Genomic DNA, 25,585 nt, shown 5'->3' with positions numbered 1-25,585 from the left:
ATCCCATAACAAAACCCCGCCAAAACATAGGCGGGGTTTTCGCCAATCGGAAACTCGCGTTCCGATTTGTAGCCTTTTCAGATGTCGTTTTCGCCTGACGAAGTGTCTTTTCCGCTTGCTGCAGGTGCAAAGGCCCCATAGCTCTGTGCGTGGGACACCCCTCCCCAACGAGGGGCGTGTATCTGAAAGGGTAATACAGATGACGATTGAACGACCGGCAGCGCGGCCGGCAAATCCGCGTTTTTCCTCGGGCCCCTGTGCCAAACCCCCTACATTTGATCTGACTAAATTGGCCGATGCCGCGTTGGGTCGTTCCCACCGGGCCGCTGTTGGCAAGGATAAGCTGAAAGCGGCCATTGAAGGCACGCGTGAGGTGCTGGGTATTCCGGCAGATTACAAAATCGGGATCGTTCCCGCCTCGGACACCGGTGCGGTTGAGATGGCGTTGTGGTCGCTGCTAGGTGAGCGCAAGGTCGAGATGCTGGCTTGGGAAAGCTTTGGCGCGGGCTGGGTGACGGATGTGGTCAAACAGCTGAAGATCGATGCCGAGGTGAAAACGGCGGATTACGGGCAGATCGTGGATCTGGCTTCGGTCGATTTCGCCAATGACGTGGTGTTCACCTGGAATGGAACAACCTCGGGCGTGCGGGTTCCCACTGGCGACTGGATCGCTGATGACCGTCAGGGCCTGACAATTTGTGATGCGACCAGCGCCGCTTTTGCGATGGACCTGCCGTGGGACAAACTGGATGTCACCACCTTTAGCTGGCAGAAAGTGTTGGGTGGCGAAGCGGCCCACGGCATGTTGATCCTGAGCCCACGTGCGGTTGAACGGCTGGAGAGCTACACCCCCGCATGGCCGCTGCCCAAGATTTTCCGTCTGACCAAAGGCGGCAAGCTGATCGAAGGTATCTTTACCGGAGCCACGATCAACACGCCCTCGATGCTGGCGGTTGAGGATTATCTGTTCGCGCTGGACTGGGCGCGCTCGGTCGGTGGGTTGCAAGGGCTGATCGCCCGTGCTGATGCGAATGCCAATGCGGTTCATACGTTCTGTGCGAAGAATGATTGGATCGCCAATCTGGCCGAGGATGCGGCGACGCAATCGAACACATCTGTGTGCTTGAAGTTTACCGATGCACGCATTCAGGACGGTGCGACTTTTGCCAAGGCTGTGGCCAAACGGTTGGAGGTCGAGAATATTGCATTGGATATCGGTGCCTATCGCGACGCGCCTGCGGGTCTGCGTATCTGGTGCGGCGGTACGGTTGAGACCTCGGATATCGAGGCGATGTTGCCTTGGTTGGCCTGGGCCTTCGAGGCCGAGATCGCAGCGCAAACCGAAGCTGCCTGATGACCCGGTGCCGGGCTGAAGCCCGGCCTACTCACATTTGAAATCGTAGGGCGGGCTTCAGCCCGCCAACCCCCAGAATTCTTCAAAGGACCAGAGAAAATGGCCCCCAAAGTACTCGTATCTGACAAGCTCAGCGAAACCGCCGTGCAGATTTTCCGTGATCGTGGCATCGACGTGGATTTCATGCCTGATCTGGGCAAGGACAAAGACAAGCTGGCCGAAGTGATCGGTCAGTATGACGGTCTTGCCATCCGCTCGGCCACCAAGGTCACACCGACCATCCTGGAGAAAGCCGACAAGCTGAAGGTCATTGGCCGCGCTGGTATCGGCACGGATAATATCGACAAGGATGCGGCTTCGAAGAAAGGTGTGATCGTAATGAACACGCCGTTCGGCAACATGATTACGACCGCTGAACACGCGATTGCGATGATGTTTGCCGTGGCGCGGCAAATCCCCGAGGCCTCTACCTCGACCCATGCAGGCAAGTGGGAGAAGTCCAAGTTTATGGGGATCGAGCTGACCAACAAGACCCTCGGTGTTATTGGTGCAGGGAACATTGGTGGCATAGTTTGTGAACGCGCCCTTGGACTGAAGATGAAGGTCGTCGCCTATGATCCCTATTTGGGCGAAGAGAAAGCCGCGCAAATGGGCGTGGAAAAAGTTGAACTGGACGAGTTGCTGTCGCGCGCCGACTTTATCACGCTGCACGTACCGCTGACTGACCAGACCCGCAACATCCTGAGCCGCGAGAACCTTGCCAAAACCAAGAAAGGGGTTCGTATCATCAACTGTGCACGTGGTGGACTGGTAGACGAAGACGCTCTGGCCGAAGCTCTGCAATCCGGACACGTCGCCGGAGCAGCCTTTGACGTGTTCAGCGAAGAGCCGGCGAAGGAAAACGCGCTGTTCAACCTGCCCAACGTGGTCTGTACACCGCACCTTGGTGCGGCAACGACCGAGGCGCAGGAAAACGTGGCGTTGCAGGTGGCCGAACAGATCTCGAACTATTTGCTGACAGGCGCGGTCGAGAATGCGCTGAACATGCCCAGCGTGACGGCGGAAGAGGCCAAGGTCATGGGGCCTTGGATCAAGCTGGCCGGGCATCTTGGCGGCTTTATTGGTCAGATGACGGATGAGCCTGTTAAGGCGATCAACATCCTTTACGATGGTGTGGCCGCTGAAATGAACCTTGCCGCGCTAAACTGCGCAGTGGTCGCGGGGATCATGAAAAAGTTCAACCCCGAGGTGAACATGGTTTCAGCCCCGGTTGTCGCGAAAGAGCGTGGGATCAAAATCTCGACCACCAATCAGGACAAATCGGGCGCGTTTGAGGGCTATATCAAAGTCACCGTCGTGACCGACAAGCGCGAGCGTTCGATCGGGGGCACTGTGTTCAGCGACGGCAAGCCGCGTTTTATTCAGATCAAGGGCATCAATATCGATGCCGAGATCGGCGCCCATATGCTTTACACGACCAACGAAGATGTGCCGGGCATCATCGGTGCATTGGGTCAGACCATGGGTGAGAACAACGTCAACATCGCCAACTTTACCCTTGGTCGCTCCGAGGCAGGCGGTGAAGCCATTGCGCTGCTTTACGTAGACGAACCGGTTCCAGCCGAGGCCCGCGCCAAGCTGGCGGAAACGGGTCTGTTCACGCAAATCAAGCCATTGGTGTTTGATGTCGCCTGACGCGGCCTGTTGAGTTTGAGAAACAGTTCAGGGCCCGGTTTTGAAAAGACCCGGGTCCTTTGTTCTCTGGAACCGCAATCTGGGGCACAAGCGTGCTGAGCGCTACCGGCGGAGGATGTCTATGACACAGCCTGTCTATGTAATCGGTGATCTGCACGGACAGGTGGCTGAACTGGAGCGCGCACTGTCTTTGATCCAAAGTGACGGCGGACCTGATGCTCAGGTTGTGTTTCTGGGTGATTACGTGGATCGCGGTCCCGATAGCCGGGACTTGATCGATCACCTGATCGCCGGGCGTTATGCAGGTCGGAACTGGATCACCCTGCTGGGCAATCACGACCGGATGTTTGCCTGGTTCATGGAAGACACCCCACGCCACGATCCGCATCTGCTCGTGGGGTACCACTGGCTGCATGATCGGTTAGGCGGGATTGAGACTTTGCGCAGTTACGGGGTGGAGTTTGAAGGTCAAATCCGGCTGGAAGACTTGCACCGGATGGCGAAGGGGGCGGTGCCAAAGTCTCACCTGACCTTCCTGCGCGATTTGGCGTTGATGCACCAGACGCCCGAGCTTGCCTTTGTTCACGCCGGTATCCGCCCGAACGTGCCGCTCAATGAACAACGCGCAAGTGATCTGGTCTGGATCAGGCAGGTTTTTCACAACCATCGAGGTCCGCATCCCAAGCTGATCGTGCATGGTCACACGCCAGTGGATAAGGCCACGCATTATGGAAATCGCGTCAACCTGGATACAGGTGCGGGCTATGGGCGTCAGGTGGGTGTGGCCGTATTCGAAGGGCAGACTTGTTGGGAATTGACGGCACGGGGCCGTATCCCATTGACGCCTTAAACCACCTGACGCAGGCACGACATTGGAGATTGAATATGTATGTCGCAACTTTGCTGACCAATCCTGCAGCGCCTTCGCTGGACCGCGCCCTGCCTGAGTCGCTGCGCAACGCGTGGGGCGGCGGGGATGTCATCTGGCTCAGCCCTGATGAGGCGCTAGAGTTTGAATTGAGCGACATGCCCGACAATCGCTGGGACGTCTGGGCGGACTTGCAGGGCATGGGTGTCGACCTGATCGTGCAACCTGCGGATGGGCGGCGCAAAAAGATGCTGCTGGCTGATATGGACAGCACGATGATTCAGCAAGAATGCATCGATGAACTGGCGGATGAAGCCGGTGTTGGAGACAGGGTCAAGGACATCACTGCCCGTGCCATGAACGGAGAGCTGGACTTTGAGGGGGCGTTGATCGAACGGGTCGGATTGCTCAAGGATTTGGATGAAAGCGTCATTGGCAAAGTTCTGAACGAACGGATCACCCTCATGCCGGGTGGCAGGGCATTGCTGGCCACGATGCGGGCGAACGGTGCCCATGCGGCGTTGGTATCCGGCGGGTTCACAGCCTTTACGGCACGGGTGGCAGAGTTGCTGGGGTTTGATGAAAACCGGGCCAATACGCTGTTGGCTAAAAACGGGAAACTGACGGGCGATGTTGCGCGCCCCATTTTGGGACGGCAGGCCAAGATCGAAGCACTGGAACAGATCTCTGCCCGGCTTGAGCTGTCTGAAAATGACGTAATGGCTGTTGGCGACGGAGCAAATGACCTTGGAATGCTGGGCCGGGCCGGAACCGGAGTTGCCCTTCATGCCAAGCCTTCAGTTGCCGCCCAATGCGACGTGCGTGTGAATCACGGTGACCTGACGGCGCTGCTTTACCTGCAAGGGTACAGCCGCGCTGACTTTGCCGAGGAATAACCGAGGCTATCTTTTATTTAACATTTGTGTTAAATAGTGGTCATGAGCACGCTTCTGACCGCCTTTTCAGCACTGTCTGACGCCACCCGATTCTCGATTGTTGAACAATTGATGGAACAGGGTGAACTGCCCGCCGGTGACCTGATCGAAGGTCGCGGCGTATCGGGTGCTGCGATTTCGCGCCACCTAAAGGTCTTGCGAGAGGCAGGGCTGGTGCAACAGCGCGTCCAAGGCACGCAGCGGATGTATTCTGTCCGACCCGAGGGGCTGCGGCTGATTGCCGATTGGACCATTTCCAAGCGCCAATTCTGGGAAAGCAGCCTCGATCGTTTGAGCGAAATTATCGAAAGGGAGAATTCATGGCCGACCTGAAACTGGAACGGGACTTTCCCGTTAGCCCTGAAGACTTGTTCGCATGGATCAGTGACGGCAGCAGGTTGCTGCAATGGTGGGGGCCCGAAAGGATGCACGTGCCCGAACACAATCTGGATTTTTCGCGAACAGGCCCATGGTATTCGGTGATGGAGAATGGCGAGGGCCAACGATACAAGGTTTCAGGCCATGTGACCCATGTCGATCCACCTAAATCAGTGGGTTTCACATGGGGCTGGCATGATGATCAGGACCAGCGCGGCAACGAAAGCCACGTGACTTTGTCGGTTGCGGCGACGAGCACCGGATCGCGACTGACACTGGATCACAAAGAACTGGCTGATGCCGAAGCGGCAGCGAACCACAATCAGGGTTGGACATCTTCGCTGCGTAAACTCGAAGCACTTTGCAAATAGGTTTTCATCAGGGAGGAGCGACATGCCCCAATTTTTGTTTGTCTATCATGGGGGCCACACCCCAACCGACCCCGCCGAGATTGAGGCGACCATGGCCGCCTGGGGTGCCTGGTTTCAGGACATGGGTGAGGCGCTGGAAATCCCCGGCAACCCGGTGGGCCAGTCCTATACCGTCACCAACAGCGGGGTCGTTGACAACGGCGGTGCGAACCCGGCCTCGGGCTTTACGGTGATCAAGGCCGACAGCATCGACGCAGCGACCGCCATGGCCAAGGGTTGTCCGATGGTCGTCAACGGTTCAGGCTCGGTCGAAGTGGCCGAGGTGCATGAGATCGAGATGTGAGGACCTTAGCCGGGGAAGCCCGGCGCAGGTTTGATCACGCCGCATTCCAGCCCGCGCCGGCTGTATTGCGTGGCGTTCATGAATTTGCGGGTGGCCGGGTGATCGGCCTCCAGCACGCCAAGGCTGACCAGTATCGCGGCAATCGCACATTCGCTGGCGCGGGTGGTGCCGTCGGTGATCTTCAACGCAACGCCCATGCGTTTTTCGGGTATGATGGCCACAAACACGGCCTCGGCCCCGGTTTTGATGGCGACGCGGCCATTCATGGCGCGCATCAGCTCGGTGCAGGCACGGGTCTCACCGGCCACCAGCTCGGGGTGCTTGACCATTGCCGCAACCAGTTGTGCCGCAGCATCAGAGGAGCGATCCGAGCGGTCTGCGGCACTGGCAAACCACGCCATCGAACGTGCCAATCCCGCCAGCGAGATCGCGAAATTTGGAGCGGAACAGCCGTCGATGCCATATCCCGGGCTGGTCTCTCCGGTGGTTTCTTCAATGGCTGACAGACAGGCTTGTTGCACCGGGTGGTCGATTTCAAGGTATTCCGGGCCTGCGCCCATGTGCTGAGCCAATGTCAGAAATCCACAGTGTTTGCCCGAGCAATTGTTGTGGATCTGGCAAGGCGTGTCGTCAGCTAAAATCAGCCGATCGCGTGCTGCTGTATCTGCTGGTTCCTGTGGGCCGCAGCGCAGATCATGCTCGGTCAGCCCCAGGTGATCCAGCCATGCTGTTACCCGATCGGTGTGGATCGCGGCACCGTTATGTGAGGCGCAGGCCAGCGCAAGATGTTCGCTGTTCAAGCCGTATTTCGCCGCGGCACCCGACGTGACCAGTGGAAGTGCCTGAATCATTTTGGCTGAGGACCTTGGGTAGATCACCGCTTGCGGATCGCCCCAGCTGCGGACGATTTGGCCGCTGTCATCGCAGATCACCGCGTGGCCCAGATGCAAACTCTCAAGCAAAGCACCACGCCACAGTTCTGTCATGGGTATGGGCTGCGTCATCTGGACCTCCGAAATTATGCGCAAAATTCTGCCAATCGCCCTTTCGCCTGTGGCGAAACCTGCGTTAGTGTGTGTATGTCGGCAATCATCGGAATGCGCAACGGAATAGACGGGCCGGAAGGGTTCGCAGCCATGTCCGATGGGTTTGAGGTATGGGTCGAGCTAGGAGGCTGGACAAATGGGATCAATGCTCGTTCGTGTGATCGCGGGCCTGTCTGTGGCAGGTACCGTCGCGACATCTGCAATCGCTCAGCAGGCCAGCAGCACCAACCGTGTTGCGGTCAAGACAGATTGGAGCGTCTTTGTTGAAGAAGACCCCACTGAATGCTGGAGCGTCGCAACCCCGGACGAAACGGTTAACACCCGCGGTGGTCGCGTGGTTTCTGTGCGGCGTAGCGACATTTTGCTGTTTGTGGTGTTTCGACCAGGCGATGACGTGAACGGAACAGTGTCGTTCACCGGCGGCTATCCCTTTGCGGCGGGTTCGACCGTCAACGTCAAGATCGACGACGCCGAATTCGAATTCATTACTGATGGCGAATGGGCCTGGCCTTCGACTCAAGGGCAGGAACCCAAAGTGATCGAAGCGATGAAGCGCGGGAACGAGGCTGTTCTGACGGCCCGCTCGGAACGCGGGACGCAGACGAAAGACACCTTCTCGTTACTGGGCTTTACCGCAGCAATTGACGACGCGAAGCAACGCTGCACTAATTAAGTCAGCGTATTTCGGTGCAGGCCCCGTCGGTATGGCGGGGCTTTTGTTTTTGATGCTGTCCGGCGCGCCAGCATTACGCGACGTCCGCGCCCGCACTTGATCCGTATCAAAGTAAGCCCTCGCACTTTCTGAACTAAATAGTTCAGAGGAAACGAAGGAGTTGCCCCGATGCTGAACAAATTTCTTGCTGCGCTGATGATGATCTCGGCCATGGTGCTAAGCGCTTGTGAAAACACAGGTGAGACATATCCGGTGACTGGCGAACAGTGCGGCCCGGAAGACCCGGTTAAGACTCTGGACGCCGAAGATTGCTACATTCCGCCGGCAGGTGTCTAAGCGGGCTTTGATCCGTACGGATTAAAACAAGACAATGGCCGCAGTGACTGTGTTACTGTGGCTTTTCCATGCATACCCGCCAATTGTGACGAATCCTTTTGATCTTTGCGCAGGTTCCTATATAGAGGCGCATCCCAAGCCAGAATCTTTCGAGATACGCCTCAGAGAGCCCAAAATGTCGCCCAAAGCGCCGATCACTCAAGATGTCCTGACCCTCCCTCGCAAACTGCCCGAGGGAAAGATCAACCTTGTCGGGCTAACCCGCGACCAGCTGCGCGCTGTTCTGATCGAACACGGCACGCCGGAAAAGCAGGCCAAGATGCGCACCGGTCAGATCTGGCAGTGGATCTATCAATGGGGTGTGCGAGACTTTGCCGAGATGACCAACCTGGCCAAAGCCTACCGCGCACAATTGGCCGAGAATTTCGTGATCGAAATCCCCGAGGTTGTGACCCGCCAGGTTTCTGAGGATGGCACCCGCAAGTATCTGTGCCGTATCGCAGGCGGGCATGAGGTTGAGGTCGTCTATATCCCCGAAGAGGATCGCGGCACGCTTTGCATCTCGTCTCAGGTCGGGTGCACGCTGACTTGTTCATTCTGTCATACCGGCACCCAGAAACTGGTGCGCAACCTGACTGCGGCCGAGATCGTTGGTCAGATCATGATGGCCCGCGATGATCTTGACGAATGGCCCACCCCCGGTGCGCCCAAGGATGAAACGCGCCTGCTGTCGAACATCGTTCTGATGGGCATGGGCGAACCGCTTTACAATTTCGAAAACGTCCGTGATGCGATGAAAATCGCCATGGATCCCGAAGGGATTTCCCTGTCGCGCCGCCGTATCACGCTGTCGACCTCTGGCGTCGTGCCCGAAATCGCGCGCACGGCTGAGGAAATCGGCTGTTTGCTGGCGATCTCATTCCATGCCACCACGGATGAGACCCGCGACGTGCTGGTGCCGATTAACAAGCGTTGGAACATCGAAGAATTGCTACAGGCGCTGGCCAGCTATCCCAATGCGTCGAACTCCGAACGGATCACCTTTGAATATGTGATGCTGGATGGCGTGAACGACAGTGATGAGGATGCACACCGCCTGATCGACCACATCAGGCGTTACAACATCCCGGCCAAGATCAACCTGATTCCGTTCAATGAATGGCCCGGCGCGCCGTATAAGCGCAGCTCGAACAACCGTATCCGGGCTTTTGCGAATATCATCTACCACGCGGGCTATGCATCGCCCATTCGCAAGACGCGCGGTGAGGATATCATGGCGGCCTGTGGTCAGTTGAAATCGGCAACCGAACGCGCTCGCAAGTCTCGCAAACAGATCGAGGCCGAAACAGGGTTGAGCCGATAGAGTTTCCGCCGGCGTCCGACCGGGTCGGTTGTATCGCGCATCAAGTGTTTTCGGTCGCCACCTGCACGCCATAAGTGTACTTGTAAACTTAATGTTTCAGGTGCTGAAACAATATGCATAATTTGCTATGTTTCCCGTGTTCATCGCTAGCATGGCCCTTTTCAAATCCATGCACAAGGTGGTGAGCGGACCGGGCCAGAGCTGGCAAGTTATTGCGAGGTCGCTAGACTAAACCGGTGCTGTCAGGCGGTGCTCAGGCGAACTGATTTTCAGGTGGGCCAATATTATGAACACAAGCTTTACTAACACTAACCTTTTCGGAGCAATCTTGTTTGCCTTTGCGTTTGCGGCAAGTTCAAGTTTGGTTTTTGCCGACAGCGAAAATGCTCATATCGCGATCGAAAACCCTGCTGAGCTGAGCAAGGACGAGGCTTTGAAGCACTACCGTTCGCTGAACCGTCGCATGGCGCGCGGGTATGCAGCGGCGCAACTGGACCTGATCCTCAACTACCAAAGCTGGCCGTTATTCAACGATGCACCCTATATTTCGGCAACCCATGGCCGGCGGTTTGTGAACAGTTATGCCAACCGCATGGCCCATAACTATGCGACTTTGCAAAAAGGCGAAGAGCTGCCTATGGGTTCTGTCCTGGCCAAGGACAGCATGACCGTGACGGATGAAGGGCGCATACATCCAGGTGCCATGTTCATAATGGAGAAACTAGCAAACGGGGCGAACCCGGATACAGCGGATTGGCGTTATATCATGGTCCTGCCAGACGGTTCTGTGTTTGGCGATACCTTGGGTGATCGCGCCGGTGAAGTCGCGTATTGCCATGTCTGCCACGAACAGGTGGCGGATCGAGACTACACGTTTTATGTGCAGGAAGAGTATCGCAAGAGCGAATGAACCGGATCAGGCCGGTTCGCCTGGCAGCTTCAGTTCCGTCGCCTCGCGGCGGCTGAGTTGTTCGCCTTGTTTGCGTTTTGACAGAACTTCTCGAGCCAGCGCGTATTTCTCATCCTGCCAGAAGATCAGACACCCGTTACACCCCTTGCCACAGCAGCCTTCGGTTCCGATACGGTTGGTCTTGAACCGGCGTTCATTGCCATCCTCGCCGATCTTTTCGACCAGTTCGTCGCGACGACGGGCATAAGCCGTCGGGTTGTCGCGGCCAGTGGTTTCCAGCCCTTGCACCAGTTTGTCGAAACGAATGCGGCTCCAGTGTTCGTCGGTCAGGGCACGTTCCTTGCGCAGGACCGAGTAAACCGGGAAGCGCGCGCGCAGGTCGTCAATGTCTTCGTGATCGAACAGGGTGAAAGGCAGTCGGATGGCTGTCTTCGTGCTGCCATGCACCACATCCAGCCGCTTGCCGTCAGACGCGCGTTCGAAATCGTAGACACGCAGCAGAACCGTATCGCGTGAGATAGGCGAGACAAAATCCAACACGTCGCCCGGTTCCAGCTTGTTCTTCACCTCGACCAGAAAGGCGTCTTCAGTCACTTCGGTGACAATCCCCGCATACTCCCACTGCGCGATCGAAGCGGTGTGTTCGTAGTCATGCGCATAGTTGGTCAGGCGCCCTTCGTGGAAGGCGAGCGTGTAGCCGCGGTTTCCTACGGTTTCCAGTTCGCGCATATATGGTCTGGGATCCCAGTTCTCAGGATCGGCATTGTAGTCGTCGATCGCCATCCGATACGCCCGCGCAACGATGGCGGCGTAATACTCCGACTTACCGCGCCCTTCGACCTTGAGGCTGTCGACACCGATCTTCAGGTATTCATCCAGCTTGGGCATGATGCACAGATCGCGGGAGTTCAGGATGTATGACCCGCGATCATCTTCTTCGATTGGCATCAAATCACCGGGGCGGCAGCCTTCTTCCAGCAGGAATTCAAACAGGTCCGCGTTTTCGTCGGTGATGCGCAGTTCCTGATGCGTGCCGTCCTTCAGGCGCAGTTTCAGGCCATAGTTCCAGCGGCAGGAATTGGCGCAATTGCCCTGGTTCGCCCCGCGTTCGGCCATAAAGTTCGAAAGCAGGCAACGACCTGAATAGGTCATGCACATCGCACCGTGGACGAAAGCCTCAAGCTTGATGTCAGGGCACTTCTCGCGGATTTCCACAAGCTCGGGGTACGAGACTTCGCGTGCCAGAACCACCAGTTCAGCGCCCTGATCCTGCCAGAACTTCACCGACAGCCACGAACAGATATTGGCCTGGGTCGAGATATGCAGCGGCAGTTCGGGTGCGCGTTCGCGGACATATTGGAACACACCCGGATCAGCAATGATCAGCCCGTCGGGCTGCACCTTGCGCACCGTGTCGATGTACTCATCCAGTTTCGGGATGTCTTTATTATGCGAAAACAGGTTCAGCGTCAGATAGGCGCGTCGGCCATGGCTGTGGCAGAACTCAACCCCTTCGATCACCTCTTCCAGCGAGAACTCGGATTTCGTGCGCAACGACATGTCGGGCGTGCCCAGATACACTGCGTCTGCGCCGTACAGGATGGCGAGTTTCAACTTGCGCAGATTGCCCGCGGGCATCAGCAATTCGGATCGGGACTGGGTCATAGAGCCACCTGGCAAAGGATCAAGGCGGCCTTCTACGCCAAATGGGTCGAGTCCAAAACCCCGTTATCTGCGACGGAATCGCGCTGTGCCGATCACTTCAACCAGTTGCTGACGCACCGGTTCGGGTTGAGCCTCGACCGCGTTCAGAACCTCGCGCAACTCGGCCCGCAGCCCGTGCATCTGATCAATCAGTGAGATCATCATCGACAGTGCATCTGCCTCCATGTCGTACTGTTCGTGCAACTCGCAGGCCAGTTCCAGACGGGCGACGTCGATGCTGTGATAAACTAACCCCTTATCTGATTGTTCGGGGATCACAATCTCGGCCGCCAGATACTCGGTCAGTCGGTCCGAGGTCAGTCGGGCGACGGTTTCGATCAGTTCCTTCTCGGTCAGGGTCATGACGGCATTCCTTTCCGGGGATCGTAGCTGTGTGTTTCACGCCAGGTCTCCATGAACTGTTTCAGGTCGTCATCAATCTTGTCGGGCATCGATACGGTCAGTTCGATCAACTGATCCCCACGCTCGGACGAGCCGCGTTTTTTGACACCCTTGCCCCGCAATCGCAGGGTTTTACCACTGCTGGTGCCCGCCGGTACGCTGACATTCACGCCGCCATCAATCGTAGGGGCGGGGACTTTGCCGCCCAGAATCGCCTCGTCAATGGTGATGGGCAGCGTGATGTGGATGTCGTCGCCCTGACGATCAAATACCGGATGACTGGCGACCGAAACAGTTACCAGAGCGTCGCCCGGAGGGCCTTCACCAAATCCCGGCGCCCCTTTGCCGCGCAGGCGGATGGTCTGGCCGTCTGTAATTCCAGCCGGGATCTTCACCTCGATTCGGTCGCCGTCGGGCAGGGTAAGTTTCTGACTCGCCCCGAACACGGCATCCAGAAAACTGATCTGCAGCGAATAGTTCAGGTTGTGCCCCGGCGCGTGAAACTCATGGCCGCGCTGGCCGCCAAACCCGCCACGCCCGCGCATGAATTCGGCGAAGATGTCGGACATGTCGTCCGGGTCTGCCTGACGTCCGCGATAGGGGTTGCCAGCGGCTTCGGCATATTCACGGTAAAACTGCTGTTGCGGGCGTTCCTGACCCGAGGCGTCAATCTCGCCATTGTCATACCGGGCACGGGTTTCCGGGTCTTTCAGCAAATCGTAGGCTGCGGCGGCGGCTTTGAACTTGGCCTCAGCCTCGGCATCGCCGGGCTTCAGGTCCGGATGGCATTCCTTGGCAATGCGCCGATAGGCTTTCTTGATCTCGGCGGCGCTGGCGTCTTTTGCCACGCCAAGAACGGAATAGGGATCGTCGCTCATCTCACTCTCACGGGTCAGGGCATGTCTGATCTTGATGAATGTCTTCTACCATGCGATTTCAACGGGTCAAAAGGAAGAGACGATTGAATTGCCTCGTAAAATCCTGCAGGTCTGTTAACATCCGCATGTTTCTAATTGTTGATTGACGGAGATCGTCTCATGTCTCGTAGAATTAAGTCGGCTCTGGCCTTGCTGGCCGGGAATGCCATTGGGTTATTGCTTGCCTCGCTGTTGTTGTCAGGATTTGCGATCAAGCCGATCTCTTTCATCGTCGTTGTAATCGTCTTCACCGTGGTGCAGCTGATTGCCGAACCCCTGATCCTGAAGCTGGGTGAAAAGAAAGCGCCTGCGCTGAAGGGCGGGATTGCTTTGATCGTGACCTTTGTAGGCCTGTTGGTGACTGATCTGATAACCGCTGGGCTGACCGTAGGTGGAGTTGCGAACCTGTTGGGAGCAACGCTGTTGGTCTGGCTGGGGGCGCTGATCGCCAGCGTTGTGCTGCCGATCTACGTGTTCAAAGAACTGCGCGAAGCCAAGAAGTAATCACAGCGCGTTCAGGCTGGCCTCGATGGCTTGCCACAGTTCTTCTACAGGTTCGCATCCGACGGACAGGCGGATGAAGGCGGGATCGACATCGTCGCCCCATCGCGCGCGACGTTCGGCTGAACTGTGGACCCCTCCGAAAGAAGTGGCGGGGCGCAGAAGGGGGCAAGCGTTGATGAAGGCTTCGGCTTTCTCTTCACTTTCCAGTGTCAGGGACAGCAGAAACCCGAAGCGTGCCGTCTGTGACTGTGCCAGTTTGTGGGATGGATCGCCCGGCAGACCTGGATAGCGGACCTGTTTCACTGTGGGATGTGACGCCAAACGTTCGGCCAACACCTGCGCCGAGCTGCACATACGGTCAAAGCGTACATCCAGCGTTTCCAGCCCGCGATGCAGCAGCCACGCCTCATGCGGTCCGGGGATTGATCCGGACACTTTTCGCCATTCCTCGACCCGTTCCATGATATCGTTGTTGCGGCTGGCCACATGGCCCATCAGCATGTCGGAATGCCCGCCCATCGCCTTGGTATCTGACGATACAACCACATCGATGCCCAGTTCCAGTGGGCGTTGACCCAGCGGGGTCATCGTCGTGTTGTCGGCAATGGTCACTCCCCCGGCTGCGCGCGCCTGTTCAGCAACCGCTGCCAGATCGATCATATCCAAACCGGGGTTCGAGGGGCTTTCTACAAAGACAACATCGAACCCGTCAAAACCGCCGTTGGTAAAGGCGGCAGTGGGTCGTTCCTCAACGGTCACGCCCAGACCTGAAAGGAAACGATCCGCCAGCAGGCGTGTCACGTAGTACCCGTCCGACGGGATCAGCAGGCGTGATCCGGCCTTCAGGGTCGCGAACAACGCTGCCGAGATCGCTGCCATCCCCGAAGGGAATGTCAGGCAGGGTGCGTCCTCCAGATGGGCCAGAACATGTTCCAGATGCTCCCAGGTTGGGTTGTCGACGCGGCCATAGGTGCGCAAACCTTCCGTCACGCCGGGCAGGTGGTACATGCTGCTTTGGGTCAGTGGCAGGGTTACCGGCTCACCGGCGTTCAACGCGTTGCCGCGCAGGTGCAGCATCTCTCCGGTTTTAGAAGCCATAGCTCAGCGCCCCGGAATTTCGTCGCGGGGCGGGGCGGGTTCCCAGTTCTCGATGATCTCGACCGCCTCTTGCGCGGTGTCGACGAACCGGAACAGGTCGAGGTCTTCTTCCGAGATGGTGCCGGCATCGGCCAGCGCTTCCCAATTGATGACCTTTTCCCAGAATTCGCGGCCAAACAGCAGGAAGGGCACGCGGTCCATCCGCCCGGTCTGGATCAGGGTCAGGGATTCGAACAGTTCATCCATGGTGCCAAAACCGCCGGGGAAGATGGTGATGGCGCGGGCGCGCATCAGGAAATGCATCTTGCGAATGGCAAAGTAATGGAAGTTGAAGCTGAGGTCCGGCGTCACATAGAGGTTCGGCGCCTGTTCATGCGGCAGCACGATATTCAAGCCGATCGAACACCCACCCGCGTCCTGCGCGCCACGGTTTCCGGCCTCCATCACACCGGGACCACCGCCGGTGACGATGACGTTCTCACGGCATCCGGTTTCGTTTGACTTTTCGGTCATTAGCCGCGCGAACTCACGTGCCTCATCGTAATATTGTGACAACCCGGCCAAAGTCTCTGTTCGCGCCGTGTGTTTCTGCGACGGCTCCGGAATGCGCGCGCCGCCGAACATCACAATGGTCGAGGTGATCTCGCGCTCGATCATGATCATCTCGGGCTTCAGCAATTCCAGTTGCAGACGCACCGGGCGCAATTCGTCCCGGCACAAGAATTCGTCATCGGCAAAGGCAAGGCGATAGGCAGGTGAACGCGTCTGCGGCGTGTCCGGAACCTCACTCGCGGTCGAGCGGTCGGTCTGCGCGTCGCGGAACGGATTGTGGCGGTCTTCTCTCATAGGTGATCGATCCCTGCTTGCGTGTTCATGAAACAGCTATAGGGTTCGCGATCAGAGCGCCAGTCACGGAAAGACAAGAATGAATTGGAAAAGTGAAATTTCAAAAGCCCGCGACCGTATCGCCGGATATGCACAAGTGACCCCAGTGATGGAAAGCCGCATTCCGGGCTATCCGATCGAGCTAAAACTCGAGCACATGCAGCACACTGGCAGTTTCAAGGCACGGGGCGCGTTCAACACATTGCTCAGCATGGACGTGCCACAGGCAGGCGTTGTGGCCGCGTCCGGGGGCAACCATGGTGCGGCGGCTGCTTATGCTGCGCAGACGCTGGGCTATCCCGCCAAGATATTCGTACCGGAACTGGCAGGTCCGTCGAAAATCGCGCTGATCCGGCAAACTGGCGCGGATCTAAGCGTCGTGTCCGGCGAATACGCCAACGCGCTGACCGCGGCGCAAGAACATGAGGCAGCTACTGGTGCCATGCAAATTCACGCCTATGACGCCCCGGCGACAGTGGCGGGGCAAGGGACCTGTTTTGCCGAATGGGATGCTCAGGGGTTGCAGGCCGATACGGTTCTGGTTGCTGTGGGTGGCGGCGGTCTTATTGCCGGTGCGCTGGCGTGGTTTGACGGCGCGCGCAAGGTCGTTGCAGTCGAACCTGAAACCTCGTGCGCGCTGAACGCTGCGTTACAGGCGGGTAAGCCGGTGGATGTATCTGTCTCGGGTATCGCTGCAAATGCGCTGGGCGCGCGGCGGATCGGACAGATCTGTTTCGATCTGGCGCAAGGCATGAGCTCGGTTCTGGTATCGGATGACGCGATTGCGGATGCGCAAAAGGCGCTTTGGCAGAGCCACCGCATTTTGGTGGAGCCCGCAGGCGCAGCAGCCTTGGCTGCATTGGCGTCGGGTGTCTACCAGCCTGAACCGGATGAGCGTGTTGCCGTTCTGCTGTGCGGCGCAAATATTGCACCGGACCCGTTTGCAGGGTGAATTATCGGCTTGTGAACGGGTAGGGCGGATTTTATCTATAATCCATGTCCGCTACGATTTCCGACACGATCTACCAAAACCTGAGCCAGCAAATCATCACCGGAGAGCTTGAGGCCGGGGAAAAGCTGCGGCAAGACCATATTGCCCGCCAATTTGACACCAGTCACGTCCCTGTACGTGAAGCCCTGTTGCGGCTTGAGGCGCATGGATTGGCCCGGCATGAGCCTCGCCGCGGGATGCGCGTCACCGCGCTGGACCCGGCAGAAGTGCGTGAGGTGATAGAAATGCGAGTGGCGTTAGAGACCCTTGCGTTGCAGCAATCCGTGCAGAACATGTCTCCGGTCGCGTTGGACAAGATCGATCGCGCACGCATCGCCTGTGATGAGGCGCAGACGATGCCGCAATGGGAAGCTTTGAACCGAGCGTTCCATCGTGCCATTCTGACACCTTGTGGCCTACCCCGGCTTTTGCACGCCATTGACGATCTGCATATCGCAAGCGCGCGCCACCTGTTCGCACATTGGCGGTCAAAATGGGTGCAGCAGGTAGACAAGGATCACGCCGCGCTGGTTCAGGCCCTCAGGCGCAGGGATCTGAGCACCGCCAAGGGCATCCTGACCCGCCATATACGCCGCGCAAGCTGACGAAAGGCCGTTTCAGACGCAAAATGATCCATGTTCGTCGCATTGCACCATTGTTTCCACTTGCGTATAGGCCAAACCGACACGAACAGATTCTGTAGGGAGACGCCCCATGTCCAACGCGCAACTGGAAGCCGCCATCGAAGCCGCCTGGGAGGCGCGCGACACAATCACGCCCGCCACCACCGGCGAACAGCGTGAAGCGATCGAGGATACGCTGAACGCGCTGGACAGCGGATCGCTGCGTGTTGCGGAAAAGCTTGAAAATGGCGACTGGCACGTGAACCAGTGGGCCAAGAAAGCGGTTCTGCTGGGCTTTCGCATCAAGGATATGGAAATCCAGTCCGGTGGTCCGCAGGCTGGCGGCTGGTGGGACAAGGTGGACAGCAAGTTCGCCGGTTGGGACGCAAGCCAATGGCAAGCCGCCGGGTTCCGTGCTGTGCCGAACTGCGTTGTCCGCAAGTCTGCCTATATCGCACCCGGCGCTGTTCTGATGCCGTCTTTTGTGAACCTGGGCGCTTATGTCGATGAAGGCACCATGGTTGATACATGGGCCACCGTTGGATCCTGTGCGCAGATCGGCAAGAACGTTCACCTGTCGGGGGGCGTCGGCATCGGTGGTGTCCTTGAGCCCATGCAGGCCGGACCGACCATCATCGAAGACAATTGCTTTATCGGTGCCCGTTCCGAAGTGGTCGAGGGTTGTATCGTACGCGAAGGTTCGGTTCTGGGCATGGGCGTGTTCATCGGCAAATCCACCAAAATCGTGGACCGTGAAACCGGCGAAGTCACCTATGGCGAAGTGCCGCCCTATTCGGTGGTTGTTGCCGGTTCGATGCCTTCCAAGAACAACATCAGCCTGTACTGTGCCGTGATCGTGAAACGGGTGGATGAAAAGACACGCTCGAAAACCGGCATCAACGAATTGCTGCGCGACTAAATTGCCGTATATCCTCCAAGAAGGGCTGTAGCTTGCGCTGCAGCCCTTTTTTGAGCCTTATGCCTTCACCGGATAGCGGTCTGGTTCTTCAAAAACGTCAATCACACGAGAACCCGCTTTGATCTTGCCACCGTGTTCGACACCCGAAGGGATCGAATAGCTGTCGCCCGGGCGGTATATTCTGGTCTCGGTGCCGATGGTCAGTTCGACCTCACCCTCGACGACAGTGCCCCATTGGGCTTTGTGAGAATGTGCGGGCAGTTCAAAATCCTTGAGAAAAGTAAAAAACGCCACCAGCCCAGCATCCGACCGGATCACAGCGGTCTGAACTACATCTTCGGGGAAAGGGACGTCGAGGCTGGGAAATGCTGTGATGAAATCGGGATATGTCATGAAATGGTCCTGTGTTGTCATGGTTCGGCTGTTTACCGGTACTATGGACGCCAGATTGCCCGTCTGCAATTCTGGGCTTCTTGACCGTCGGCGGGCACGCAGCTATGGCCCTGCGCATGGAAAAGCAAAAGAAACCTTCGCGTCAGCAAGTTTATACTCTTCTGGTCCAGATCGGTCGCAAGGATGGTGACGGGCTGCCCGAAGGGGCGACCGGCGCGGCGTTGATCTGCTATGCCAGCGGAGTCGACGAGGCCGAGGCCGTGCGCGAAACGGTGGCCATTCTGAAGCAAGCCGATACAGCGCCGCTGGATGTCACTGGGTATGGCACTTTGGCGGAACGCGAAGCGCAAGGGCATGACATAGAGCCGGACGAGCGTGCCCTAATGCAACGCGCATTGGACGAAAACGCCGTGATCGTCGCGCAGATGACACCGTTTTATGGCGACGAGGCTGAAGCCTAGTTTCGTGTACCGAACCACTTGCGGTAAATTTCGTCGTAAGTTCCATCTTCGCGCAGTGACAGTAAAGCCTGATTGACGTCCTCGACCAGCGGCGATCCTGTCGGGAATGCGATGCCATAGTTTTCGCGCAGGAAGATGCCGCCTGTCATGGACGCAATACGCCGCCCCTCATGCGAGGCGAAATAGGACAGGACTGGCGCGTCAAATACGACTGCGTCAAGTTCCTCGGCCTTGAAGGCGTCCAGCATCTGCTCCAGTCCGGGATAGCCGGTGAATTCGATCTCACGCCGGTTTAGAAAACTTGCCGCGGTCGAGTTGGAAATGGTGCCGACATTTTTGCCGTAAAGATCGTTGACCGAGTTCACGCTGCCGGTAATCGCGTCTACCGTCATGACCGAGGTTATGCGTGCGGTGAAAACCGACACAATGAACAGCGACGACACAACCAGCACGACCCCCAACATTCGCCCAAATGGGGTGCGGGGCATCCGCTCTTCGAAGCCGCCATTCACAACCAAGTTGAGCGCCCACCAGAATGACGGGAACCAGGCTTCGTTCAGTTTGCGGTCGAAATAAGGTTGGGCGCGGCGCTCAAAGCTCCACATCAACATGCCGCCGCCCAGTAGAATGGCAAAGGCCAGACCGATAGCAATGAAGAGTTCTTTGGACAGCAACGCCTGCAACAGCGAGGGCCGACGAACTGCGTCTGACGGCACCATGATCTGCAGCCCGGCCTCAAAGATCGGCTGACTGAAATCCATCTGTGTTTCACGCATCGCCGTGATCGAGATATTGGCGATGGCTAGGTCGGCAGACCCGTCTTGTACGGCACCCAGCATTTCGGAAAAGGCGTCCACACGGTTGACGGAATAGTCCCAGCCCAGCGACTCGGCCAGTGCCGCAAGCAAGTCCATCGAGAAACCCGTTTCATCCCCGTCCTCGACATAGGAAAACGGGGGGCGTGTCACGGTCGTGACGGAAAGGGTCTGTGCCAGGCTCTGCTGTGCGATGACGGCGAAAGTCAGGCAGATCAGAGCGTAAAACGCGCGTTTCATTTTCTTTTCACCTGTTTCGCGGCCCTGTAACGCGATTGTGTGACACACGGCAAGGTGGTCGCTGGGTAAATTGCCATGTTTTGTTGGGGTCTCGCTTTGACACGTCCGGCGTCGGAAGATTGATTTTTTTGTGGATTGGGGTTGGAAAACCGGGCAATTCGTTGAATCTGTGCGCGAACCCGCGAAAGACAAAGCTCCAGAGGCCTCCGCATGACCGACCCCGTTCAATTGACAGCCGACCTGATTCGTTGCCCATCGGTCACACCGGAAGAGGGCGGCGCGCTTGAATTGCTCGACTCGGTTCTGACTGGCGCGGGCTTTGAGTGCACACGTGTCGACCGTGGCGGCATCAGTAACCTGTTCGCGCGGTGGGGCCAGAAAGGCCACGCGCGCAGCTTCGGGTTCAACGGCCACATAGATGTTGTTCCGGTAGGCGACGAAGAGGCTTGGACGATGCCGCCTTTCGGGGCCGAGGTGCGGGACGGTGTGATGTACGGGCGCGGTACCACCGATATGAAATCCGGGGTCGCGGCGTTTGCTGCGGCTGCGATAGACTTCGTGCGCGACACACCGCCGGACGGGGCCGTCATCCTGGCGATTACCGGCGATGAAGAAGGTGATGCGCTGGATGGCACCACCGCCTTGCTCGACTATATGAGCAGCGCAGATGAGCGCATGTCGGTCTGCCTGGTAGGTGAGCCCACATGCCCGAACACGATGGGCGAGATGATGAAGATCGGCCGTCGCGGTTCGATGACGGCATGGTTCACGATCACTGGCGTTCAGGGGCATTCGGCCTATCCGCATCGGGCTAAGAACCCACTGCCTGCGATGGCGCGGCTGATGGATCGGTTGGCAAGTCACGAACTGGATCAGGGCACGGGTCACTTCGACGCCTCAACTTTGGCAGTGGTCACGATCGACACGGGGAACGCTGCCACCAACGTGATCCCAGCCCGGAGCAGCGGCGCGGTCAATATTCGTTTCAACGATCTGCATTCCGGTGCGAGCCTAAGCGATTGGTTGCAATCAGAGGCGGATCAGGTGGCTGCCGAGTACGGCGTTGAGGTGGACGTAAGAATCAAGATTTCTGGGGAAAGCTTTCTGACCCCGCCGGGGCCACTGTCTGATCTGGTGGCCAAGGCGGTCGAAGCGGAAACCGGTGTCACGCCCGAGTTGTCCACAACAGGAGGCACATCGGATGCGCGTTTCGTCAAAAATCACTGCCCGGTGGTTGAGTTTGGGCTGGTCGGGCGCACCATGCATCAGGTGGATGAATGCGTCGAGGTGGCACAGGTCGAACAGCTCAAGTCGATCTACACGCGCATCCTGACGGAATACTTTGCCTGACCCATGCCGCGCACATTGGTGATCATGGTCAAGGAACCCCATCCGGGTCGGGTGAAAACACGGTTGGGTCGCGACATCGGCATGGTGGGTGCAGCATGGTGGTTCCGGCATCAGACCCGGTCGTTGATCCGGCGTCTGCGGGATCCACGCTGGCAGATCGTATTGGCGGTGTCCCCGGATGCAGAGGGTCTGAACAGTCGGGTCTGGCCGGCTGATTTGCCGCGCGCCGCACAGGGGCGTGGCGATCTGGGGGATCGGATGGGGCGAATGCTGCGGGGCATGCCCAAAGGTCCGGTTTGCCTGATCGGTGCCGATATTCCGGGAATTTCGCGGGCTCACATTGCCAGCGCTTTTGGTGCACTGGGGCGGTCTCAAATGGTCTTTGGCCCTGCACCGGATGGCGGTTACTGGTTGGTTGGCGCGCAACGCTATGCGGCTTTGCCAGCAGGTCTGTTTCGCAATGTGCGCTGGTCGACGGAACACGCTTTGGCGGACACGTTGGCCACGGTTCCCGGCGCGCGGGTCTCGTTGCTGGATCACCTGCGCGATGTGGATACGGTGGCCGATCTGAAAGCCTGAAGTTTTTTGATCATGACGCGGTCGCAAACGCGTGATAGGCCGAAGATATGACTCGCATCCCCACCAAGCAGGAGGTCCTGGACTGGATCTCGGCGAACCCCACTCTGACGTCGAAACGCGATATTGCCAAGGCCTTTGGCATCAAGGGCGCAGATCGGATTGATCTCAAGCGCATCCTCAAAGAACTTGAGGCCGAAGGGCATCTTGAAAAGCGCAAGCGCAGCTATCGCGACCCGGATCGCCTGCCGCCGGTCAGCGTTTTGCAGGTCAAGGCACCGAACCAAGATGGAGACCTGTTTGCCCGTCCGCTGGAGTGGCATGGTGAGGGGGTCGAGCCCATCGTGCTGATCATTGCCCGCGCCAGTGATCCGGCGCTGGGCGAGGGCGACCGCATTCTGGCGCGTCTGACCGTGGTGCATGAAGAAGATCATAACTATGAAGCTCGCCTGATCCGCCGCATCGGAACCAACCCGCGCAAAATCGTCGGCATCTTCCGCAAGGGCGCCGAAGGGGGGCGGATCGTGCCCATCGACAAGGCCGGATCCACCGAATGGCTGGTTGCCGACGGGGCACTGCTGGGCGCTAAAGACGGCGAATTGGTCGAAGCTGAGCAGGCGGGACCCAAAAATCGCATGGGTCTGCCGCGTGCGCGCATTGTTGAACGTTTGGGTGATCCGACCGCGCCCAAGGCTGTGTCACTGATCGCGATTCATCAGCACGGCATTCCGGATGACTTCCCTGACAAGGTGATTGCCGAGGCGGACAAGGCCAAGCCAGTTGGTTTGAAGGGCCGCGAAGACCTTAGGGAAATGCCTTTGCTCACCATCGACCCTTCGGACGCGCGGGATCATGACGATGCATGCTATGCGCACGCCGATGACGACCCGAAGAACCCGGGCGGGCACGTGATCTGGGTCGCCATTGCAGATGTCGCCGCTTATGTGCAGCCCGGAACTGCCCTGGATCGTGAGGCGCGAAAGCGGGGCAACTCAAGCTATTTTCCTGATCGGGTGGTTCCGATGCTGCCGGATCGTTTGTCGGGCGATTTGTGTTCCCTGCACGAGGGTGTGCCGCGTGCCTGTATCGCTGTGCGGATGCAGATCGACGGAGATGGGAACAAGATTGGACATCGCTTTGTCCGCGGACTGATGCGGTCGGCTGCCTCGCTGAATTACTCAGAAGTACAAGAGGCCATTGACGGCACTCCGAATGATCGCACCGGGCCGTTGCTGGAGCCAGTGTTAAAACCGCTCTATGCCGCGTACGCTGCCTTGAAAAAGGCCCGCGCGGTGCGGCAGCCGCTAGAGCTTGATTTGCCCGAACGTAAGATCGTTCTGTCAGAAACCGGCGAAGTGACGAGCGTGGCGTTCCGCGACCGTTTGGATGCCCATAAGCTGATCGAGGAGTTCATGATCCTCGCCAATGTCGCCGCTGCTGAAACCCTGATTGCCAAGCGCCGCCCGCTATTGTTCCGTGTGCACGAGGAACCCGCGCCTGAGAAGCTTGAAAGCTTGCGGGAAACAGCACAGGCGGCGGGTTTGAACCTGGCCAAGGGGCAGGTATTGCAGACCCGGCATCTGAACGCATTGTTGAACGCGGCTGCGGGGACAGAGGACGCCGAACTCATCAATCTGACCACTCTGCGGTCAATGGCGCAGGCTTATTATAACCCAGAGAACTTCGGGCATTTCGGATTGGCGCTGCGGAACTATGCGCATTTCACATCACCCATCCGCCGCTATGCCGACCTGATCGTACATCGCGCTCTGATCTCGGCCCATGGCTGGGCCAAGGACGGGCTGACTGAAGATGAAATTATGCGCTTGGACGAAATCGCCACGCACATCTCGGACACAGAGCGCCGTTCGATGATGGCGGAACGGGACACAACCGATCGTTATCTGGCCGCCTATCTAAGCGAGCGGGTGGGCAATGAGTTCTCTGGCCGGATCAGCGGCATCGCCCGTTTCGGGGCCTTCGTGAAGATGGACGAAACCGGCGCGGACGGGCTGGTGCCGGTGCGGTCTTTGGGGCGCGAGTTCTTTCATTTCGACCGCGAGGCCGGGACACTGATGGGGTCGGACACCGGCCTGATCATCGCCATCGGTCAGCGTGTCACCGTTCGCTTGACCGAAGCAATACCTGTTACTGGCGGTCTGGAACTGGAACTTTTGTCGATCGACGATCAGGCGCTGCCGCGCGGACGGGGTCATTCCAAGCGGGCGACCCGCCGAAAGGCTGTCAGCACCAAGCGCAAGAAGGACAAGATCAAGCGCAAGGTGGAACGCAAGCGCCGTCAGAGGTGATAGGTCAGCGCCCGGGCGATCAGCCACCCGTGGCGGTTCGGATCTATCTGATGCGGGTCGTCGAACAGAAGGGCACGGGTCCCGTCAATGCGATCTTCATTCGGGAAGGCAGAGGTGAAATCACCCATCAATCGGCTTTGACAATGCACGAACAGTGCAAAACTGGCCGACTTGTGTGCCCCCAGCCGGATCGTTGATCCTTTGGGCGCAAGATACGCAGGTTGGCCCCAGCGCAGCTCCTCTCGCAGCGGGGTGGCCGCGGGCAGAGTTGTTGCCGTATCAATGATCAGGTCACGCAGCGCAAAGGCCCCTGCGCGCGCGGGCGGTGCCAGGGCCTCGAATGCTGCGGCGACTTTGGGGTTATCAAAAGGTTTCAAACGGGTATCGCCTGTTCCATCCGGTCCACGTAACTGTTCAACACCTTATCCTGTTTGATGCGCTGGGTCAGCGGGGTATCCGCAGGCGTTACGCGCATTGCAGCCAGCATCGGACCGACGCTCATATCCGCAGACGTCGGCCTGTCCCCCAGCAAGAACGAGGATTGCCAAAGATAGGCCGAGATCGCTTCAAGATCGCGTTCAACCCTGTCCAACCGTTCGGACAGCGAGAACCGCCCAATCCCTTGAGACGTAATCCCCTTCAGAACAGATTTTCGGATTGCGTTGGACGCAGGCTTGCGGATCAGGGCCGGTATCCCGGTAAAGAAGGTTTCGCGTAGGATCGGCCACACGTCGTCATTGCCCCAACGGTCCAGAACGATGTGAAAATACAGGTGTTCTTCGGCCATGCGTACCAAAGCGCGGGAATGCGCCTTTTCCACATCGGTCAGCCCCTGATCGAAATTTGCGCCGTTGGTTTCCAGCCAGTCGCGGATCAGGTCGCTGTCGGGGATCAGACGCTCGGGTGTGCGCAGAACGGGTAGTTTCTGATGCGGCATCTTTCGGGGATCAAGCATGTCAGAGCGCTGCCATTTCCGGCCGGAATGTTGCAGCATCAAAGCCGTCTTGACGCAGAACGGGCTGGCACTGAACAGGCCGAAGGCAGAAGGATAGGTGAGAAGGGTCAGCATCACTGGGCTCCGTTTGTGGGGATGCTTGATACGTAGTCGGCACTGATGACAGTTTCT

Annotated in this window: 29 protein-coding genes; 19 read left to right on the top strand and 10 right to left on the bottom strand. The window is 58.1% G+C overall.

The window, feature by feature from the left end; genetic code table 11:
• Positions 1-199: 199 nt before the first annotated feature.
• The 7 genes from GOV89_RS17350 (at position 200) to GOV89_RS17320 (ending at position 5,944) form a co-directional block, all read left to right on the top strand.
• Complete coding sequence (locus GOV89_RS17350) at positions 200-1,354, top strand: phosphoserine transaminase (protein WP_171180411.1); 1,155 nt, start codon at positions 200-202, stop codon at positions 1,352-1,354.
• A 99-nt stretch (positions 1,355-1,453) separates the two neighbouring features.
• The gene (serA, locus tag GOV89_RS17345; protein ID WP_171180410.1) at positions 1,454-3,049 is read left to right on the top strand and encodes a phosphoglycerate dehydrogenase; all 1,596 of its coding nucleotides are present in this window, start codon (positions 1,454-1,456) and stop codon (positions 3,047-3,049) included.
• Between the two features lie 121 nt (positions 3,050-3,170).
• The gene (locus tag GOV89_RS17340; RefSeq protein ID WP_171180408.1) at positions 3,171-3,899 is read left to right on the top strand and encodes a metallophosphoesterase family protein; all 729 of its coding nucleotides are present in this window, start codon (positions 3,171-3,173) and stop codon (positions 3,897-3,899) included.
• 35 nt (positions 3,900-3,934) lie between these two features.
• Positions 3,935-4,813 (top strand): phosphoserine phosphatase SerB, encoded by an 879-nt coding sequence (gene serB / locus GOV89_RS17335; protein WP_171236134.1) that lies wholly within the window; start codon positions 3,935-3,937, stop codon positions 4,811-4,813.
• Between the two features lie 42 nt (positions 4,814-4,855).
• Complete coding sequence (locus tag GOV89_RS17330; RefSeq protein ID WP_171236133.1) at positions 4,856-5,185, top strand: helix-turn-helix transcriptional regulator; 330 nt, start codon at positions 4,856-4,858, stop codon at positions 5,183-5,185.
• Entirely contained in the window at positions 5,173-5,601 is a 429-nt protein-coding gene (locus GOV89_RS17325) for an SRPBCC domain-containing protein (RefSeq protein ID WP_171180401.1), read from the top strand. The genes GOV89_RS17330 and GOV89_RS17325 overlap by 13 nt, the downstream gene beginning before the upstream one ends.
• Before the next feature lie 22 nt (positions 5,602-5,623).
• Positions 5,624-5,944, top strand: coding sequence for a YciI family protein (locus tag GOV89_RS17320; RefSeq protein ID WP_171180399.1), 321 nt, complete (start codon positions 5,624-5,626; stop codon positions 5,942-5,944).
• Positions 5,945-5,949: 5 nt separating this feature from the next.
• Here GOV89_RS17320 and GOV89_RS17315 read toward each other — a convergent pair whose 3' ends face one another.
• On the bottom strand, positions 5,950-6,948 hold the full coding sequence (locus GOV89_RS17315) for an asparaginase (RefSeq protein WP_171180397.1): 999 nt from the start codon (positions 6,946-6,948) through the stop codon (positions 5,950-5,952).
• 178 nt (positions 6,949-7,126) lie between these two features.
• Here GOV89_RS17315 and GOV89_RS17310 point away from each other — a divergent pair, with 178 nt between their 5' ends.
• The 4 genes from GOV89_RS17310 to GOV89_RS17295 all read left to right on the top strand — a co-directional run bounded on the left by GOV89_RS17310 (position 7,127) and on the right by GOV89_RS17295 (position 10,272).
• Positions 7,127-7,663, top strand: coding sequence for an invasion associated locus B family protein (locus GOV89_RS17310; protein ID WP_171180396.1), 537 nt, complete (start codon positions 7,127-7,129; stop codon positions 7,661-7,663).
• A 168-nt stretch (positions 7,664-7,831) separates the two neighbouring features.
• Positions 7,832-7,999 (top strand): hypothetical protein, encoded by a 168-nt coding sequence (locus GOV89_RS17305; protein WP_171180394.1) that lies wholly within the window; start codon positions 7,832-7,834, stop codon positions 7,997-7,999.
• A 175-nt stretch (positions 8,000-8,174) separates the two neighbouring features.
• A complete protein-coding gene (rlmN, locus tag GOV89_RS17300) occupies positions 8,175-9,362 on the top strand; it encodes a 23S rRNA (adenine(2503)-C(2))-methyltransferase RlmN (RefSeq protein WP_171238716.1) in 1,188 nt (395 codons plus the stop codon).
• A gap of 286 nt (positions 9,363-9,648) precedes the next feature.
• Positions 9,649-10,272, top strand: a complete 624-nt coding sequence (locus GOV89_RS17295) for a cytochrome P460 family protein (protein WP_171238715.1) — start codon at positions 9,649-9,651, stop codon at positions 10,270-10,272.
• Between the two features lie 6 nt (positions 10,273-10,278).
• On the opposite strand, the gene GOV89_RS17290 is transcribed toward GOV89_RS17295, so the two are convergent.
• The 3 genes from GOV89_RS17290 to GOV89_RS17280 form a co-directional block, all read right to left on the bottom strand.
• On the bottom strand, positions 10,279-11,937 hold the full coding sequence (locus tag GOV89_RS17290) for a U32 family peptidase (protein ID WP_171236128.1): 1,659 nt from the start codon (positions 11,935-11,937) through the stop codon (positions 10,279-10,281).
• Positions 11,938-12,000: 63 nt separating this feature from the next.
• The gene (locus GOV89_RS17285; protein WP_171095721.1) at positions 12,001-12,339 is read right to left on the bottom strand and encodes a hypothetical protein; all 339 of its coding nucleotides are present in this window, start codon (positions 12,337-12,339) and stop codon (positions 12,001-12,003) included.
• Entirely contained in the window at positions 12,336-13,256 is a 921-nt protein-coding gene (locus tag GOV89_RS17280; protein WP_171180386.1) for a DnaJ C-terminal domain-containing protein, read from the bottom strand. The genes GOV89_RS17285 and GOV89_RS17280 overlap by 4 nt, the downstream gene beginning before the upstream one ends.
• A 159-nt stretch (positions 13,257-13,415) precedes the next feature.
• On the opposite strand from GOV89_RS17280, the gene GOV89_RS17275 reads away from it, so the two are divergent.
• Positions 13,416-13,799 carry a hypothetical protein gene (locus GOV89_RS17275; RefSeq protein WP_171180384.1) on the top strand — a complete coding sequence of 128 codons (384 nt, stop codon included), beginning with the start codon at positions 13,416-13,418 and terminating at the stop codon, positions 13,797-13,799.
• Here the strand turns inward: GOV89_RS17275 and GOV89_RS17270 are convergent, their stop codons facing one another.
• Together GOV89_RS17270 and GOV89_RS17265 are read right to left on the bottom strand one after the other, a co-directional pair.
• Positions 13,800-14,897: a cystathionine gamma-lyase gene (locus GOV89_RS17270; RefSeq protein WP_171180382.1), complete on the bottom strand. Its 1,098-nt coding sequence runs from the start codon at positions 14,895-14,897 to the stop codon at positions 13,800-13,802.
• 3 nt (positions 14,898-14,900) lie between these two features.
• Complete coding sequence (locus tag GOV89_RS17265; RefSeq protein WP_171180380.1) at positions 14,901-15,743, bottom strand: TIGR00730 family Rossman fold protein; 843 nt, start codon at positions 15,741-15,743, stop codon at positions 14,901-14,903.
• Between the two features lie 79 nt (positions 15,744-15,822).
• Here GOV89_RS17265 and GOV89_RS17260 point away from each other — a divergent pair, with 79 nt between their 5' ends.
• From GOV89_RS17260 to dapD, 3 genes are all read left to right on the top strand, one after another.
• Positions 15,823-16,734 (top strand): threonine/serine dehydratase, encoded by a 912-nt coding sequence (locus GOV89_RS17260; protein ID WP_171180378.1) that lies wholly within the window; start codon positions 15,823-15,825, stop codon positions 16,732-16,734.
• A gap of 44 nt (positions 16,735-16,778) precedes the next feature.
• Entirely contained in the window at positions 16,779-17,378 is a 600-nt protein-coding gene (locus GOV89_RS17255; RefSeq protein ID WP_171180376.1) for a GntR family transcriptional regulator, read from the top strand.
• 109 nt (positions 17,379-17,487) lie between these two features.
• A complete protein-coding gene (gene dapD, locus GOV89_RS17250; RefSeq protein WP_171105853.1) occupies positions 17,488-18,315 on the top strand; it encodes a 2,3,4,5-tetrahydropyridine-2,6-dicarboxylate N-succinyltransferase in 828 nt (275 codons plus the stop codon).
• 57 nt (positions 18,316-18,372) lie between these two features.
• Here the strand turns inward: dapD and GOV89_RS17245 are convergent, their stop codons facing one another.
• Positions 18,373-18,708, bottom strand: a complete 336-nt coding sequence (locus GOV89_RS17245) for a cupin domain-containing protein (RefSeq protein ID WP_171180425.1) — start codon at positions 18,706-18,708, stop codon at positions 18,373-18,375.
• 116 nt (positions 18,709-18,824) lie between these two features.
• Between GOV89_RS17245 and GOV89_RS17240 the strand changes: the two genes are divergently transcribed.
• Positions 18,825-19,169: a hypothetical protein gene (locus tag GOV89_RS17240; protein ID WP_171180372.1), complete on the top strand. Its 345-nt coding sequence runs from the start codon at positions 18,825-18,827 to the stop codon at positions 19,167-19,169.
• Here GOV89_RS17240 and GOV89_RS17235 read toward each other — a convergent pair.
• Positions 19,166-20,224 (bottom strand): transporter substrate-binding domain-containing protein, encoded by a 1,059-nt coding sequence (locus GOV89_RS17235; RefSeq protein ID WP_171180370.1) that lies wholly within the window; start codon positions 20,222-20,224, stop codon positions 19,166-19,168. The genes GOV89_RS17240 and GOV89_RS17235 overlap by 4 nt on opposite strands.
• Positions 20,225-20,434: 210 nt before the next feature.
• On the opposite strand from GOV89_RS17235, the gene dapE reads away from it, so the two are divergent.
• The 3 genes from dapE to rnr are packed head-to-tail and all read left to right on the top strand — an operon-like array spanning position 20,435 to position 24,459.
• Positions 20,435-21,574, top strand: a complete 1,140-nt coding sequence (gene dapE, locus GOV89_RS17230; protein ID WP_171180368.1) for a succinyl-diaminopimelate desuccinylase — start codon at positions 20,435-20,437, stop codon at positions 21,572-21,574.
• Between the two features lie 3 nt (positions 21,575-21,577).
• Complete coding sequence (locus tag GOV89_RS17225; RefSeq protein WP_171180366.1) at positions 21,578-22,153, top strand: TIGR04282 family arsenosugar biosynthesis glycosyltransferase; 576 nt, start codon at positions 21,578-21,580, stop codon at positions 22,151-22,153.
• Positions 22,154-22,200: 47 nt separating this feature from the next.
• A complete protein-coding gene (rnr, locus tag GOV89_RS17220; RefSeq protein ID WP_171238714.1) occupies positions 22,201-24,459 on the top strand; it encodes a ribonuclease R in 2,259 nt (752 codons plus the stop codon).
• Here the strand turns inward: rnr and GOV89_RS17215 are convergent.
• Both GOV89_RS17215 and GOV89_RS17210 read right to left on the bottom strand, forming a co-directional pair.
• Positions 24,450-24,836: a DUF1801 domain-containing protein gene (locus GOV89_RS17215; RefSeq protein WP_171180361.1), complete on the bottom strand. Its 387-nt coding sequence runs from the start codon at positions 24,834-24,836 to the stop codon at positions 24,450-24,452. The genes rnr and GOV89_RS17215 overlap by 10 nt on opposite strands.
• Positions 24,833-25,528 carry a glutathione S-transferase family protein gene (locus tag GOV89_RS17210; protein WP_171180359.1) on the bottom strand — a complete coding sequence of 232 codons (696 nt, stop codon included), beginning with the start codon at positions 25,526-25,528 and terminating at the stop codon, positions 24,833-24,835. The genes GOV89_RS17215 and GOV89_RS17210 overlap by 4 nt, the downstream gene beginning before the upstream one ends.
• Between the last annotated feature and the right edge of the window lie 57 nt (positions 25,529-25,585).

The organism is Ruegeria sp. HKCCA5763, from assembly GCF_013034545.1.
In the GTDB taxonomy this organism is placed as follows: domain Bacteria; phylum Pseudomonadota; class Alphaproteobacteria; order Rhodobacterales; family Rhodobacteraceae; genus Ruegeria.
The sequence above is the reverse complement of the archived record's forward strand: the minus strand, read 5'-3'. Positions and strand labels throughout refer to the sequence as shown.

Coding starts and splice junctions, on each gene's coding strand:
- GOV89_RS17350 (WP_171180411.1), top strand. CDS start 200: ATGACGATTGAACGACCGGCAGCGCGGCCGGCAAATCCGCGTTTTTCC.
- serA (WP_171180410.1), top strand. CDS start 1,454: ATGGCCCCCAAAGTACTCGTATCTGACAAGCTCAGCGAAACCGCCGTG.
- GOV89_RS17340 (WP_171180408.1), top strand. CDS start 3,171: ATGACACAGCCTGTCTATGTAATCGGTGATCTGCACGGACAGGTGGCT.
- serB (WP_171236134.1), top strand. CDS start 3,935: ATGTATGTCGCAACTTTGCTGACCAATCCTGCAGCGCCTTCGCTGGAC.
- GOV89_RS17330 (WP_171236133.1), top strand. CDS start 4,856: ATGAGCACGCTTCTGACCGCCTTTTCAGCACTGTCTGACGCCACCCGA.
- GOV89_RS17325 (WP_171180401.1), top strand. CDS start 5,173: ATGGCCGACCTGAAACTGGAACGGGACTTTCCCGTTAGCCCTGAAGAC.
- GOV89_RS17320 (WP_171180399.1), top strand. CDS start 5,624: ATGCCCCAATTTTTGTTTGTCTATCATGGGGGCCACACCCCAACCGAC.
- GOV89_RS17315 (WP_171180397.1), bottom strand. CDS start 6,948: ATGACGCAGCCCATACCCATGACAGAACTGTGGCGTGGTGCTTTGCTT.
- GOV89_RS17310 (WP_171180396.1), top strand. CDS start 7,127: ATGGGATCAATGCTCGTTCGTGTGATCGCGGGCCTGTCTGTGGCAGGT.
- GOV89_RS17305 (WP_171180394.1), top strand. CDS start 7,832: ATGCTGAACAAATTTCTTGCTGCGCTGATGATGATCTCGGCCATGGTG.
- rlmN (WP_171238716.1), top strand. CDS start 8,175: ATGTCGCCCAAAGCGCCGATCACTCAAGATGTCCTGACCCTCCCTCGC.
- GOV89_RS17295 (WP_171238715.1), top strand. CDS start 9,649: ATGAACACAAGCTTTACTAACACTAACCTTTTCGGAGCAATCTTGTTT.
- GOV89_RS17290 (WP_171236128.1), bottom strand. CDS start 11,937: ATGACCCAGTCCCGATCCGAATTGCTGATGCCCGCGGGCAATCTGCGC.
- GOV89_RS17285 (WP_171095721.1), bottom strand. CDS start 12,339: ATGACCCTGACCGAGAAGGAACTGATCGAAACCGTCGCCCGACTGACC.
- GOV89_RS17280 (WP_171180386.1), bottom strand. CDS start 13,256: ATGAGCGACGATCCCTATTCCGTTCTTGGCGTGGCAAAAGACGCCAGC.
- GOV89_RS17275 (WP_171180384.1), top strand. CDS start 13,416: ATGTCTCGTAGAATTAAGTCGGCTCTGGCCTTGCTGGCCGGGAATGCC.
- GOV89_RS17270 (WP_171180382.1), bottom strand. CDS start 14,897: ATGGCTTCTAAAACCGGAGAGATGCTGCACCTGCGCGGCAACGCGTTG.
- GOV89_RS17265 (WP_171180380.1), bottom strand. CDS start 15,743: ATGAGAGAAGACCGCCACAATCCGTTCCGCGACGCGCAGACCGACCGC.
- GOV89_RS17260 (WP_171180378.1), top strand. CDS start 15,823: ATGAATTGGAAAAGTGAAATTTCAAAAGCCCGCGACCGTATCGCCGGA.
- GOV89_RS17255 (WP_171180376.1), top strand. CDS start 16,779: ATGTCCGCTACGATTTCCGACACGATCTACCAAAACCTGAGCCAGCAA.
- dapD (WP_171105853.1), top strand. CDS start 17,488: ATGTCCAACGCGCAACTGGAAGCCGCCATCGAAGCCGCCTGGGAGGCG.
- GOV89_RS17245 (WP_171180425.1), bottom strand. CDS start 18,708: ATGACATATCCCGATTTCATCACAGCATTTCCCAGCCTCGACGTCCCT.
- GOV89_RS17240 (WP_171180372.1), top strand. CDS start 18,825: ATGGAAAAGCAAAAGAAACCTTCGCGTCAGCAAGTTTATACTCTTCTG.
- GOV89_RS17235 (WP_171180370.1), bottom strand. CDS start 20,224: ATGAAACGCGCGTTTTACGCTCTGATCTGCCTGACTTTCGCCGTCATC.
- dapE (WP_171180368.1), top strand. CDS start 20,435: ATGACCGACCCCGTTCAATTGACAGCCGACCTGATTCGTTGCCCATCG.
- GOV89_RS17225 (WP_171180366.1), top strand. CDS start 21,578: ATGCCGCGCACATTGGTGATCATGGTCAAGGAACCCCATCCGGGTCGG.
- rnr (WP_171238714.1), top strand. CDS start 22,201: ATGACTCGCATCCCCACCAAGCAGGAGGTCCTGGACTGGATCTCGGCG.
- GOV89_RS17210 (WP_171180359.1), bottom strand. CDS start 25,528: ATGCTGACCCTTCTCACCTATCCTTCTGCCTTCGGCCTGTTCAGTGCC.